Origin of the sequence: Nocardia alni (assembly GCF_019038435.1) — a bacterium.
Classification (GTDB): Bacteria; Actinomycetota; Actinomycetes; order Mycobacteriales; family Mycobacteriaceae; genus Nocardia; species Nocardia alni.
In genome coordinates this window covers 40,717-54,344 of the sequence record NZ_JAGPOX010000062.1, presented here as the reverse complement: position 1 = coordinate 54,344, position 13,628 = coordinate 40,717, and the positions used below count along the sequence as shown (strand labels likewise).

Annotated in this window: 9 protein-coding genes and 2 pseudogenes; 3 read left to right on the top strand and 8 right to left on the bottom strand. The window is 67.6% G+C overall.

The window, feature by feature from the left end; translation table 11 throughout:
* Positions 1-592: 592 nt before the first annotated feature.
* Both JZ791_RS46840 and JZ791_RS23130 read left to right on the top strand, forming a co-directional pair.
* Positions 593-1,069, top strand: a complete 477-nt coding sequence (locus JZ791_RS46840; protein WP_254206166.1) for an MspA family porin — start codon at positions 593-595, stop codon at positions 1,067-1,069.
* A gap of 450 nt (positions 1,070-1,519) precedes the next feature.
* Complete coding sequence (locus JZ791_RS23130) at positions 1,520-2,350, top strand: DUF559 domain-containing protein (RefSeq protein WP_216897291.1); 831 nt, start codon at positions 1,520-1,522, stop codon at positions 2,348-2,350.
* A gap of 256 nt (positions 2,351-2,606) precedes the next feature.
* On the opposite strand, the gene JZ791_RS23125 is transcribed toward JZ791_RS23130, so the two are convergent.
* The 8 genes and pseudogenes from JZ791_RS23125 to JZ791_RS23090 form a co-directional block, all read right to left on the bottom strand.
* The gene (locus JZ791_RS23125) at positions 2,607-3,650 is read right to left on the bottom strand and encodes an NUDIX hydrolase (protein ID WP_216897297.1); all 1,044 of its coding nucleotides are present in this window, start codon (positions 3,648-3,650) and stop codon (positions 2,607-2,609) included.
* The gene (locus JZ791_RS23120) at positions 3,650-4,774 is read right to left on the bottom strand and encodes a glycosyltransferase family 4 protein (protein ID WP_216897290.1); all 1,125 of its coding nucleotides are present in this window, start codon (positions 4,772-4,774) and stop codon (positions 3,650-3,652) included. Before JZ791_RS23120 ends, JZ791_RS23125 begins: the two co-directional genes overlap by 1 nt.
* Positions 4,775-5,918: 1,144 nt before the next feature.
* Positions 5,919-6,857 (bottom strand): annotated as a pseudogene (locus tag JZ791_RS23115) (phosphatidylinositol mannoside acyltransferase); the annotation flags it as partial.
* An 892-nt stretch (positions 6,858-7,749) separates the two neighbouring features.
* On the bottom strand, positions 7,750-8,445 hold the full coding sequence (gene pgsA, locus JZ791_RS23110; protein ID WP_216897289.1) for a phosphatidylinositol phosphate synthase: 696 nt from the start codon (positions 8,443-8,445) through the stop codon (positions 7,750-7,752).
* A 1-nt stretch (position 8,446) separates the two neighbouring features.
* Positions 8,447-9,028: an ATP adenylyltransferase gene (locus tag JZ791_RS23105; protein WP_216897288.1), complete on the bottom strand. Its 582-nt coding sequence runs from the start codon at positions 9,026-9,028 to the stop codon at positions 8,447-8,449.
* The gene (gene thrS / locus JZ791_RS23100) at positions 9,025-11,082 is read right to left on the bottom strand and encodes a threonine--tRNA ligase (protein ID WP_216897287.1); all 2,058 of its coding nucleotides are present in this window, start codon (positions 11,080-11,082) and stop codon (positions 9,025-9,027) included. Before thrS ends, JZ791_RS23105 begins: the two co-directional genes overlap by 4 nt.
* Before the next feature lie 202 nt (positions 11,083-11,284).
* Positions 11,285-11,923 (bottom strand): (2Fe-2S)-binding protein, encoded by a 639-nt coding sequence (locus JZ791_RS23095; protein WP_216897286.1) that lies wholly within the window; start codon positions 11,921-11,923, stop codon positions 11,285-11,287.
* 324 nt (positions 11,924-12,247) lie between these two features.
* Positions 12,248-13,429 (bottom strand): CopD family protein, encoded by a 1,182-nt coding sequence (locus JZ791_RS23090; RefSeq protein ID WP_216897285.1) that lies wholly within the window; start codon positions 13,427-13,429, stop codon positions 12,248-12,250.
* Positions 13,430-13,509: 80 nt separating this feature from the next.
* Between JZ791_RS23090 and JZ791_RS47220 the strand changes: the two are divergent.
* Positions 13,510-13,569, top strand: a pseudogene (locus tag JZ791_RS47220) (Hsp70 family protein); the annotation flags it as partial.
* Between the last annotated feature and the right edge of the window lie 59 nt (positions 13,570-13,628).

Below are 13,628 nucleotides of genomic sequence, written 5' to 3'. Positions count from 1 at the left end.
GCCCAGCCCTGCACGACCCGGTCCTGACCAACCCGGTTCAGCTCGGCCAGCCACAGCACAACCCATCCCTGTGCGCCCCGGCCCCGCTCAACCGATCACCACTCACCCCACCACAACCCAACCCGGCGCCGCTCAACCGATCACGACTCACCCCGCCCCTGCTCACCCCGGTTTTGCCCGACCAGGCAGGGCGCAACCCGGCCCAGCACAACCCACTGCCGTTCGGCCGATCACGACGCAACCCGGTCCTCTGCATTCCAATCCCGCTCGACCGGCCAAGGCACAACCCGACCCCATACATCGGGGTGCCCGTAAGCCGATCACGCAACAGCCCGGCCCGGCTACCCCCCGACTCAGTCGAGCGAGCAGGAGACAACCCGAGCCCGCGCAGCTGAGCTCCGGTGGGTCGATCACGGTCCAACGCCCTCCTGTACAGCCGGGTGCCGGTCGGCTGGGCACTGCACAAGTCGCCGCGGCCCGACTAGGTTCCGACCGTGCGGCCAGCGTTGTCTCCGGATCTGGGATTACGGTGGCGGCTTCGGTCGACCATGTGGGCGTCAGGCCGGCCGGAAACCGGGCTCCAAGTTCTCTGATGACGTTCTTGCATGCGGCCCAGGTGTCCGGGGACTATTCGGTCACCGTTACCGGCGGCCCGATCAGCTCCGGTCAGGCCGTTGCCGGATTTCTGCTGGGCTGCGGCGTCAGCGTGGCCGGTGGCGTCACGGCAGGCATCAACCCGAACCAGGAGCTCAACGCCGGGGTATCACCGACCGTCACCCTCAACACGCCGCCGGGGGTGAGCGTGTCGCCGAGTGTCGGCGGCTCACTGGGTACGTCCGAATCCCTGGCCACCACACTGGAACCCGGTCAGGTCACTACCGCGACGACCGCCGTGGCAGCGCTCACCGACAAGACCCAGTACCCGTTTCAGCTGACCGTCGGCAACGCCGCGCTCAACATCGCCCAATGCGCCTCGCCGGTGGGCGCGGTCCCGTTCGTCACCACCACGGTGTCCACCCCGCACGGCATGGTCCAGACCACCGCCTACGGAGACCAATTCACCTTCTGACCAGGCGCGCGCCACCAACGTCGGCGGCGAGATCGTCTTCGGCTCCGGCGACACCGCCTTCACCCAGTCGGACTGCCGTTGGCCGCCCTCAGCGGCTGCACTGACATCGACGTCGACACAGCCAACCATTCGGTCACCGGCAACCGGATCAACTCCGGTCAGACCATCGCCGGATTCCTGCTGAGCCACGACAACAACACGTCGATGGACCCGGGCTGTGAGTCGTCGCCCGGCCTAGCGCTACATTCTGGCGGTCGAAGACTCCGGAAACCGGCAGACGATCACCCAGAATGTAGCGATAGGCCGGGCGGAGGCCGAGCACTACCAGACGGCACTCGGGCGGCAAGCGCGCGAAGGTAAGTTTTCCACAGTCCCGGGGTTGTCCACAGAATTTATATCACCGCAGGTCAGACAATCGGAGCGTCGGCGCGGATCCGGCACAGTGTCAGCATGATTCGAACTCGCGACGAACTCCGAGCGCAGGGCATCGGTGCGAGCACCATCGATGATCGCTGCCGTCGAGGCGATTACACGCGACTCCTGCCCGGCGTCGTCAGCACCGGCGTGCCTGACGATATGGACCGATGTCGAGCCATCGCCGCCTGGTGCCCGTCGGCGGTGCTGAGTCATCGCACCGCAGCGTGGCTTCAGGGCATGACTCCCAACGCTCCTACGCTTTTCGAGGCAACCGTGCCTCGATCCGTGAACCGCAGGACACCCGACTGGCTCGCCCTCTACCGGTCCGACTTACCGCCCGAGGTGGTCTGCGAGGTCCAAGGGCTGCCAGTCACGACTCCCGCCATCACCCTGCTCGGGTGCACCCGGGTACTCCCCGAACGGGAGGTCGGACGCATGGTCGACGATTCACTCGGCAAGACCGTCGAGCGGGCAGAGATACAGGAGTTGTGCCGATCCCATCGGTCCGGCACCGCCGCACTGCGACGCCAGGCACGGTTCGCCTCCACCCGCGCGCTTTCGGAGCCGGAACGTCTGTTCGCCCGGGCCTTGGCGCAGCGCAACCTGCCACTGTCCGCCAATTACTCGATCGGACCGTACTTCTGCGATTTCGTCGACGAGCGCTCCAAAACGATCATCGAGATCGACGGCCGCGAATTTCACAGTGAGGCAAAGGTATTCCGCAACGACCGTCGCAGGCAGAATCGCCTCGTACTGGACGGCTGGCTGGTGCTGCGCTACGCCGCCGCCGACATTCTCGAATATCTCGACGCCTGTGCGGACGAGGCCGTCGCCGTAATCCGCCGACGCCGCCACCATCGATGAGGTCCCACCGCGACACCTGTCATCACCGTCGATAGACGTAGCGTGTGACGCCCTGGAACGGCGGTCCGGGGCGCCCAGAGAACGGGCAGCGGATCCGATCCGGCCTCCTGCTACATTTTGCGGGCTCAAAACTCCGGTTTCCGACAAATCCATCGGCAAAATGTAGCGGGAGGCCGGTTCTCCAAATTCGCGTGAGCCATTCCGACTCGGACGTGCGCCGGAGACAGGCTGAAACGGCGCGGAGGAGCGCGGCCGGTCAGCGGATGGAGCGGACCTCGGGGTCGGTCGACGCTGATGCGGCGGTAACCGCCTCGGATAGGAGTTGGTCCAGGTGGTAGGGATAGACCTGTTCACCTTGGGCGTCGAGGGTGGCGATGTCGGTCGGGGTGCACCACTTGTTGGCGGTGACGCAGTGGCTTTCCCAGGCGGTGGGTTTGGCTGCGGTGGGGGTGAAAGTCTTTGTGCGGGCTACGAAGAAGAGTTCCTCGGAGCGGATGAGTTCGCCGTTGAAGGGGAAGACGGCGACGCGACGCCAGAGGGGGCCGCGCAGGTGAGAGGAGTCCAGGGCGAAGCCGGTTTCCTCCCAGAGTTCGCGGACCGCGGCGGTGCGCAGGGTTTCACCGGGTTCGACGCCGCCGCCGACGGTGAACCAGAAGGGGGATTCGGGGGTTTTCGGGTCATGACCGCGCAGCAGCAGGATTCGGTCCTGCTCGTCGAGTAGGACCACGCGAGCCGAGGTGCGGACGGTGTCGACCTCGAGGCCGGTGGTGGCGGCGGGGGTGACGCGTTCGGCGATCTCGAAATATGTTGGCAGCGGGGCGGTTCCGCCCAGGTGCAGCAGTTGGACCGGGCGGCGTGTGCGCAGAGCGAGGGTGTCGCGCACGGCGTCGTTGTGGAAGCGGCGGGCGATCAGCACCCGTGCCTCGGCGTCGGCGAGTTCGGCGACCAGCTGCGGGCGCAGCTGGGTGATGTCCAGGGCGGACAGCGCCGCGGCGAGCTGGTTCTCCGTGGTCTCCTTGGTCGACCACTCGGCGCGTTCGGCGCGGTCCGCCAGGGCGATAAGCTGTTTGGCCTGTTCGAGTGAGGCGGGAGCGGCGGTCGGTCCGGACATGGAGATCGCCACCGTGCGGGCCACCACCGCACGCCGAGCCAGCGCCGCCTCCAGGGCGTGACGGGCCTGATCGCCGCGCACGTGCAGGCGGTCCAGGCGGTTCGCCGTGGAGTACGCCCAGACGCCCGCGGCGACGATCAGCGCCACGATGAACGCCAGAATCAGGATCGTGGTCGCGGAGAAGGTGATCATCCGACGGTCCTCACTCGGGCGTCTCCGACCGTGACCGTCTCGTACACCCGCAGAATCTGTTCGGCCACGACCGGCCAATCATATTCGCCCACCACCTGATTCGCCGCCCGAACCAGTTCATCACGCAGGGCCGGAGTGCTGAGCAGCTCGGACAGGGCCACGGCCAGCGCCGCCGAATCGTCCACCGGCACCAGACGTCCCGCCGCGCCGTCGCGTAGTACCCGGCGGAAAGCATCCAATTCGCTGGCCACCACCGGGGTTCCGGCGGCCATCGCCTCCACCAGCACGATGCCGAAACTCTCGCCGCCGATATTGGGCGCGCAGTACACGTCCGCGCTGCGCATCGCCGATGCCTTGTCGGCGTCGGAGACCTGACCGAGGAATCGCAGATGCCGGGCGTGCACACCGGCACTGCGCCGTAGCCGTTCCTGTTCCCCACCGCCGACGATCAGGATCTGCACGTCCGGATGCGTGCGCACCAGTTCCGGAAGTGCGCCCAGCAGCACCGCCATCCCCTTGCGTGGTTCGTCGTAGCGCCCGAGGAACAGCACCGTACCGCCGGCACGCGGGTATCCTTCGAGCAGTGGCGCGTGCGCGAACGCGGGCACGTCGACCCCGTTCGGAATCTCCACCGCGTCCCCGCCCAGCGCCTCGACCTGCCAGCGGCGCGCCAGCTCCGAGACCGCGATCCGGCCGCTGATCTTCTCGTGAAACGGCCGCAGCACACCCTGAAAAGTACTGAGCACCAACGATTTCGTGGTCGAGGTGTGAAAGGTGGCCACGATCGGCCCCTCGGCGACCTTCAGCGCCAGCATGGACAGACTCGGCGCGTTCGGCTCGTGAATGTGCAGCACATCGAAATTGCCCTCGGCGATCCACCGCCGCAGCCGGGAATACGCGGTCGGCCCGAACGACAGTCGCGCCACGGACCCGTTGTACGGGATCGCCACCGCCTTCCCCGCCGATACCACGAAATCCGGCAGCCGAGTCTCCTCGGACGCCGGCGCCAGCACGCTGACCCGATGCCCCCGCTCGATCATCACCTGCGCCAATTCCACGACATGCGCCTGCACCCCACCCGGCACATCGAACGAGTACGGGCACACCATGCCAATTCTCATGCCCCACCCCTCATGCGGCACCATCCCGCGACGTGATGCCTCGAGTCGGATAAGTACTACCCGCTGTGCCGCGACCGAGCGCGGCATCACCCAGCGCCGCACCGCCGCCCTGCACGATGGCATCCCCTCGCGCGGCATCACCGCCCGGTACAGCATCACCCAACTCGGTGGCATCACCCTGGGCGAGACTCTCACCCAGCACCGTGCCAGCACCCCGCGCGATACCTCCCCCCAGAACCTCACCGCCCGGTGCACTGTCGTTCTCCGACACGGAACGACCAACCTCCCGCGAAACGGCGCTTTCGCCCGACACGGCGCCACCGCCCAATGCCGGGCCATCGCCAAGCGCCGCGACACTGTCCGGCGCAGTGTCGTCATTCGACGTGACATCGGCGCTCACCCCAGCAACACCGTCCGACACAGCACGGCGACCCGACAAGGCACCGCCATCCAGACTGGAGCCGCCAGACACAGCATCGCCACCCCGCGCCGGGCCATCGCCAGGCGCTGCAAAACCACCCAGCCCAGTGTCGTCATTCGACGTGACATCGCCACCCACCCCAGCAGCACCGCCCGACAAGGCACCGCCATCCAGACTGGAGCCGCCAGACACAGCATTGCTACCCCGCGCCGGGCCATCGCCAGGCGCTGCAAAACCACCCAGCCCAGTGTTGTCATTCGACGTGACATCGCCGCTCACAGCAGCACTGCCCGAAACAGAAGAGCGACCCGACTCACTGCTACCGTTCAGAACACTGCCGCCAGACACAGCATGGCCGCCCCGCGCGGTATCGCTCCCAGGCACAACAACATCGCCCGGCATAGGGCCGTCTTCACCTGGCCCACCCAGCGCACTGCTGGTCCCCGAGACAGCACCACCACGCGAAGGGGCACCATTGTCCTGCGACTCGGTGCCGTCCGGCGTAGCGCCGCCACCCGATGCAGTGCTCCCGGAAATGGCCGCGCTCTGTGCAGTGTGATCCCTCGGCACGGCGTCACTGTCCGACACGACAGGCTCAGTACCCGGGGCAGAGCGGCCGGAAATGGTGCCGCCCTGCGCGGTGTCGTCCCTCGACACGGCATTACTGTCCGATGCGGCGTCACCACCCGATGCAGCGTCGGGCACTCGGCGGGTCTGCTGGGCCGCGGCGATTCGGGCCAGACGTTCCGGCGACAGGTCGCCCTCCCAGAGGGGTTGCAGCATATGCCAGTCCGCGGGGTGTTCGGCGATATTGGCGGCGAACTGGTCGGCCAGGGCCTGGGTGGCGGGGGCTATGCCGCCCGAAACGTCGATCGGCGGATCGACTTTCAGGCCCCATGCTTCCTCGCCCGTCTCGGTGACGGTGTACCAGCCGTGTACCGGGAGCAGGGCCGCACCGGTCTCGACCGCGAGTTTCGCGGCGCCGGCGGGCATCCAGGTGCGTTCGTCGAAGAAAGTTACGGGGACGCCTTTACCGGTCAGGTCGCGTTCCCCCATCAGGCACACGATTCCATTGTGCCGCAGGCGGTCGGCCAGTTGGGGGAACGGCGGTTCCTCGCCGCCGGTGAGCGGGAACACCTCGAAGCCCAGGCTCTCGCGGTAGGCGACGAAGCGCTCGAACAGTGACTCCGGCTTCAACCGCTCGGCGACGGTGGCGAACCGAGAGTAGTTCTGTACCAGCCACACCCCGGCCATATCCCAGTTCCCCGAATGCGGCAGAACCAGCAGCACGCCACGACCCGCGGCCAGCCCGGCGTCGAGATGTTCGAGCCCGCCCACCGGAAGCAGCGGCGAACTCCCCAGCGCCACATGGTCCATCGTCGGCAGCCGGAACGCCTCGCGCCAATACCGCGCGTACGAGCGCACACTCGCCCGGATCACCTCGTCGGGCACCGCCATCGGCGGGACGCCCAACACCCGAGCCAGGTTGCGGCGCAGCTGGTTCGGCTCCCCCGTACGCCGCGCTGCCCGATTCATCCGCCGGGCCGCCCAATCCCCACCCGCGTCGAACAGCCTGCGCGCGGTCCGCTCGGGCAACGCCCGCACCACCCGCCACCCCGCCGCATACGCCCTGTCGGTAAACGCGGATTTCACGTCGGTCACGCTGTGCCCCCTACTCCTACGACACCACTCGCCCCGACCGGCGCGGCCCGATTCAACCGCAGGGCAGCCCGATCCTCGCCCACACCGAACAGCCTGCGCACGATGCGCTCGGACACCACTCGGCACTTCGCCGCACACGCATTGTCGGTAAGCGCAGATCTCACATCCGTCACGCTGTGCTCCCTACCCGATTCATTCGCCGGGCAGCCCAATCGCCAACGGCATCGAACACCCCAATGGCCACAGGTCCCAACGCCCTGCGCGCGATCCGCTCGGGCAACGCCCGCCACCCTATCGACAGACACCTTGTCAGTGAGCGCGAACCCCACATCCGTCACGCTTGGAACCCCCGCCCCTGGCACAGCGCTCACCCCGGCCGTCGCAGTCCGATTCTTCCCGTGGTCCGCCCGATCCTCACCCGCGTCGAGGGGTCGGCGCACGGTACGCCTGGGCAGCGCCGGCCACTCCTGCGCATATATCTTGTCGGTGAGAGCGGATCCCACATCCGTCACGCTGTAGTCCATGACGCCGCTCAGCACACCGTGCATGCAGCGCAACGAGATTCCGGCCGAAACAACGCCGAACTGCCGTGGGTGCTGTCGGGGAACTACGCCCCGCCGATTACGTACCGAGGTGCCTGGGAAGGGCCGGATGTGCGCGCACGTTGCGCAAACCTCGCTCCGGTTTCCGAGAACCGGCCTCCCGCTGCATTTTCCCGATAGATTTGTCTGGAACCAGAGTTTCGAGCCCGAAGAATGCAGCGATAGGCCGGAGTTGGGTCTGACAGTCGTTCGGCACTCCTGGATCGGCCGGGCGTACGGCGCGTACGACAGTGGCGGGCTCTGTGATGCGCGGGGGGATGACGGCGTCGGTGAGCACATCACGCCCGCGCCTACGACGCCGAGCCGGAGTTGGGGGTGTTCTCCGACGTCTCGGTATCTGTTCCCTTGGGGGGCAAAAGATCCCGGGCACCCGGTGAGTTGCGGACGGCCAGGACGCGCTGCAGGACGGTGATGATGCTCAGCACCGCCAGGATGTACATGGCGACGTAGACCGCGTAGACCAGCCAGCCGATACCCCAATACTGGCCGATACCGGTGAATCCCGCACCGACCAGCACGATGATGAGCCTGTCCGGACGCTCGATCAGGCCGCCGTCGGCGCTCAGGCCGCTGGCCTCGGCTCGCGCCTTCACGTACGAGATCACCTGCGAGGTCACCAGTACCACCAGCGTCGCTGCGAACAGGTGACTGCTGTGCTGGTTGTATACCGCCCACCACGCGAGCGCGCCGAAGATCGCGCCGTCGGCCACGCGGTCGCACGACGCGTCCAGCACGGCACCGTATTTCGTGCCCCCGCCGCGCGCGCGGGCCATCGCGCCGTCGAGCATGTCGAACATGACGAACAGCCAGATCACCATCGTTCCCCAGAACAGGTGATCGGACGGAAACAGCGTCACCGCGGCCAGGATGCTGGCCGCGGTGCCGATCAGCGTCATCGCATCGGGCGTGAGCCCGGTACTCACCAGCGCTTTGCCCAGGGGCGCAGTCGCTTTGGCGAATGTCTCACGTCCGAAGAAGCTGAGCACGCTACGTGTCTTCCTTCCATGCGCCCGCGAGCAGAGCCCGAGTGTCCCGCAACAGCTGCGGCATCACCTTCACCCCGCCCACCACGGTGATGAAGTTCGCGTCCCCACCCCAGCGCGGCACGATGTGCTGGTGCAGGTGGTCGGCGAGCGAACCGCCCGCCACGCCACCGAGATTCAACCCGACGTTGAAACCTTCAGGTCGAGACACCCGCTTCATCACCCGAATCGCCTGCTGGGTGAACGCCATCAGTTCGGTGCTCTCCTGCACCGTCAGATCCTCGAGGTTGGCCACGCGCCGATACGGCACGACCATCATGTGACCGGGGTTGTAGGGGTACAGGTTCAGCACCGCGTACACCCATTCGCCGCGCGCGATGACCAGGCCGTCCTCATCGCTCATCTTGGGGATCTCGATGAACGGATGTCCGGCGGCCTTCGGCTCGTCACCCTCGCTGCGCTCGTCCACCGCGCCGACGATGTACGACATGCGGTACGGCGTCCACAATCGCTGGAGCCGATCCGGCACCCCCGCACCCACGTCACGGATCTCGCCCGGCACCGAATCCTCCTGCACCACGGTCATACTCCGCCGTTCACGATGGTAAAGCCCTCGGCGGTGGGAGATGCGTTCTCGCGCCGATGAATCCAGTCCACGACGGTGGCGACCGCGGCGGCGATGGGCACGCCGTTGACCTGGGTGCCGTCGCGGAACCGGAAGCTCACCGCGTCCGCCTCCACATCCTTCGCGCCCGCGAGCAGCATGAACGGGACCTTCTGCGCGGTGTGGTTGAAGATCTTCTTCTGCATGCGGTCGTCGCTGCGGTCGACCTCGGCGCGGACTCCCGCGTCGTGCAGCAGCTCGATCACCCGATCCAGGTGCGGGACAAAGGTTTCCGCTACCGGGATGCCCACGGCCTGCACCGGCGACAACCAGGCCGGGAACGCTCCCGCGTAATGCTCGGTGAGCACGCCGAAGAACCGTTCGATCGAACCGAACAGCGCGCGGTGGATCATCACCGGGCGGTGCTTACTACCGTCCGGACCGGTGTATTCCAGTTCGAACCGCTCGGGCAGGTTGAAGTCGAGCTGGATGGTCGACATCTGCCAGGTGCGGCCCAGCGCGTCCTTGGCCTGCACGGAGATCTTCGGACCGTAGAACGCCGCGCCGCCCGGATCCGGCACCAGCTCCAGACCCGAGGCCCCCGCGACCTTTTCGAGGGTCTCGGTGGCCTCCTCCCAGATCTCGTCGGAGCCGACGAACTTGACCGGATCCTTGGTCGACAGCTCGAGGTAGAAGTCGTCGAGGCCGTAGTCCTTGAGCAGCGACAGCACGAATTTCAGCGTGCTGGTCAGCTCCGCGTGCATCTGCTCCTTGGTGCAGTAGATGTGCGCGTCGTCCTGGGTCATACCGCGCACCCGGGTCAGGCCATGGATGACGCCGGACTTCTCGTACCGGTACACCGAACCGAATTCGAACAGCCGCAGCGGCAGTTCACGGTAGGACCGGCCGCGCGCCCGGAAGATCAGGTTGTGCATCGGGCAGTTCATCGGCTTGACGTAGTAGTCCTGGCCGGGCTTGCGGATGCTGCCGTCGTCGTTGTACTCCGCGTCCAGGTGCATGGGCGGGAACATGCCGTCCCGGTACCAGTCCAGGTGGCCGGAGATCTCGTACAGCTGGCCCTTGGTGACGTGCGGGGTGTTGACGAACTCGTAGCCCGCGTCGATGTGCCGCTGGCGCGAGTACTCCTCGAGCTCCTTGCGGATGATGCCACCCTTGGGGTGGAACACCGGCAGGCCCGAACCCAGCTCGTCCGGGAAGGAGAACAGGTCCAGTTCCAGGCCGAGCTTGCGGTGATCGCGCTTCTCCGCCTCGGCGAGCAGGGCCAGGTGCGCGTCCAGGGCCTCCTGCGATTCCCACGCGGTGCCGTAGACACGCTGCAGATCTTCCCGGCTCTGGTCGCCTCGCCAGTACGCCGCGGAGCTGCGGGTCAGTTTGAAGGCCGGAATGAACTTGGTGGTCGGGATGTGCGGGCCCCGGCACAGGTCGCCCCACACCTTCTCGCCGGTGCGCGGATCGAGGTTGTCGTAGATGGTCAGCTCTTTGCCGCCGACCTCCATGACCTCCGGATCGTCGATGCCCGACTTGTCGGAGATCAACTCCAGCTTGAACGGCTCCTTGGCCAGTTCGACGCGGGCGTCCTCGACCTCGACCACCCGGCGCGAAAACCGCTGCGCGCCTTTGACGATCTTCTTCATCCGGGATTCCAGCTTGGCCAGATCCTCGGGGGTGAAGGGGCGATCGACCTGGAAGTCGTAGTAGAAGCCGTCCTTGATCGGCGGGCCGATGCCGAGCTTGGCTTCCGGGAACTCCTGCTGGACGGCCTGGGCCAGCACGTGCGCGGCCGAATGCCGGATCACACTGCGGCCGGCTTCGGTATCGGCGGCGACCGGGGTGACCTCGACGTCCTCGTCCGGGGTCCAGGACAGATCCCGCAGGGTGCCCTCGGCGTCGCGCACGACGACGACAGCGTCGGAGCCCTTGGTCGGCAGGCCCGCCTCGCGCACCGCGGCGCCCGCCGTCGTCCCGGCCGCGACCCGAATTAGGGCGGCTGGGGTTATGCGGGCTGAGGTGGTCACGGCTGCGCTCTCCTTGGCAGTGTCTTCGGGCGGGGTGCCCGCTTTATCGGGTGCGGAATTTCCGCGTGGTGGTTCTGGCCGGTCGCGATGGGGTCCGGCGCGACCATGCTATCGGGAGCCCGGCGCTCACGTGCCGATGGACCGGCCTACTCGTCCCGATCGTGATCGGGATGGGCGTTCGGGTTACGGCCGAGGGGGTGGGTCAGCTACCGGCCGCCAACCGCGTCAGGGCCTCGTCACGCTCGGCGGCGGGGCGTTTCGGGCAGCTCGTGCACATCTGGCAGCCGGGCGCCTCGTAGACCAGGCAGCACGAAATGCGCCGGACGAACGTTCGCCCGGCGAGGTCGGTGAAGCGCGGAACCGGCAGGCGGCCGGCGACCTCGCGGGCCAGGCGCTCACCGGCATCGGCGGCGCCGGCATCGATGGCGCGATTGCCGATGGCATCGGCGACGATCGCCCACAGCGACGGTTCGCCCGCGCCGGACACCTCTGCGACCTGCGGGATGATCCGTTCGAGGCTCGTGCGAAGGACCGACGCGGATTTCGGCTCGTCGTGCGAACCGGCGGCGGGCAGCACCCGCTCCACGCCGCCGTCCGGGCGGATCTCGCACAGCACCTGCTCCAACGCCGGATCCGGCGCGGGCCGCCCCTGGGCGTACGCGGTGACGATCGGATCGATCAGCGAGGACGCGGCCATGCACCACCACAGGGTGCCCGACACCCGGGAATTGCCGGTGCCCCACGAGATCCCCATATCGGCGATTCGCTCGGCCAGCCATTCCGTGCGCGTCAACGCCACGCCCGAGACCTGAGTGCCCGCCGATACCGCGACCATATCCATCCGACTCCGTCCGAATGCTCCTGCTACCAGACTGGCACGGCCGGGGCGCCCGGGTCGACCAGTTATCCGACCGGCACCGGATACCCGCGGCAAGGGCGGGTCCGCAACGACCGCGCCCAGCCTAGGGCTTCGCGGCGCGCTCGCCCAGGCAGGCATGCCAGTGCGATCTCCATCCCGGGTCGGGTGCTCGTCGGGGGTTCGCGCCGGATGGTCTACCACACCGTCGCCGAGCTGCGGGTGAAGGCGCTGGCCGGAATCAAACGCGGGCCGAGCGACGCGCGCGGCGGGCGAGCGGTTGTTGAAACCCTGCTCAGTGCGGCACGACTACCCCGCCGAGGCAGGTTCTGGTTCGGCGGCGATCGATTTCGGGGTTGTCCGGCTGCCCAGCCACAATGCGACGGCGACCAGGGCGGTCAGCAGGACGCCGGTGCCGAAGACGGTGAGGTCGAAGGAGCGCGCGGCGGGCCATCCGGCCTCCGAGCGAGCCGAACCGGCCAGGAATGGGACAACCGCCAGCACGCCCACGGCCAGCAGCGCCTCGACCGCGACCGTGACGGGGAAGTGCCGGATCGCCAGACGCATGGCCGTGGTGCTGTCCTCGCGCGCTCGCGCGGCCGCGATCGCCGGCAGCAGCACCCGCACGTTGTACACGCCGCCGGCGAGCATCCCCAGGACCAAGAGCAGCTTGATGCCGAGGTACCTGCCGTACGGGGTGGTCAGCAGCTGCGCCGGGGTGCCGACGTGCGACCAGGCCAGCCAGGAACCTGTCACCACCAGCATGCCCACCGCACACATCGCCACGACGCTGAACCGGGCCCAGGCCAGATGCCAGGAGGCCGTGCGAGCCCCGTCGCCGGAGACCTCCGAGCCGCTCGAGGCCCGGGAAATCAGGCCCGCGGTGGCGAGCACAACCAGCCCGCCGACCCACAGCAGCGCACCGAGCACGTGCACCATCGTCAGCACATCCTCCGCCCCAGCGGCCAGACCGACCGACCCGAACGGCAGATTATCGATCGACGCCGTCACCACACTCAACACCAGCACCAACCACGCCGCCGTCCGCGCGCCCCATACCGCGAGCCCGACCAGCGCCGCCACCAGCAGCACATACCCGCCGAGCCGGATCAACGAGATCGCACCCGCACCGAGCACTTCCCCGTGCCCGGGCGCCGCATGGACGAATTCGCTCAGCACCCGCCCGCTGAACCCGTCGCCAACCCCGACCTTCGCCGCCTTCGCGGCCTGCGCCACGAACTTCAGCACCCCGGTGACCGCGGCCAATCCGGCCACCGGCACAGCCATCCGCCGCACCGTCACAGCAACCGCACCGCCGCGTCGCACGGGCGACAACACCGCCAGGACAAGTCCGGTCCCCGCTGCGAAGGACAACCCGAGGTAATAGAGCACACTACTGACAAGCACCATCGCCGCCGCGGGCCGCGGGGGTGCGGACGCGGCCAGAATCGTCACATTCAGCACGTTCGGTAACTTATCGGCCGTACTCATGTGCCAGCTGTGCGGCCGCTGCGAAGTATCCGCCGATCAGAGTAATCGTGCCGCGCCCACACCCAGTGTGTGCTGACACCATCGTCAACGAGCCCACCGCCGCGGCCCTGGCCTACGGCCTGGACAAGGGCGACAAAGAGCTGTGCGCCGGAATCCCATCCCGGAGGCGCGAAGAAATATAGCGACGCCCCGGGCGCTC

Excerpts from the sequence above, each read along its gene's own strand:
- JZ791_RS23090 (WP_216897285.1), bottom strand. The coding sequence starts at position 13,429 with ATGAGTACGGCCGATAAGTTACCGAACGTGCTGAATGTGACGATTCTG.
- JZ791_RS23095 (WP_216897286.1), bottom strand. The coding sequence starts at position 11,923 with ATGGATATGGTCGCGGTATCGGCGGGCACTCAGGTCTCGGGCGTGGCG.
- JZ791_RS23105 (WP_216897288.1), bottom strand. The coding sequence starts at position 9,028 with ATGACCGTGGTGCAGGAGGATTCGGTGCCGGGCGAGATCCGTGACGTG.
- JZ791_RS23130 (WP_216897291.1), top strand. The coding sequence starts at position 1,520 with ATGATTCGAACTCGCGACGAACTCCGAGCGCAGGGCATCGGTGCGAGC.
- JZ791_RS46840 (WP_254206166.1), top strand. The coding sequence starts at position 593 with ATGACGTTCTTGCATGCGGCCCAGGTGTCCGGGGACTATTCGGTCACC.
- JZ791_RS23120 (WP_216897290.1), bottom strand. The coding sequence starts at position 4,774 with ATGAGAATTGGCATGGTGTGCCCGTACTCGTTCGATGTGCCGGGTGGG.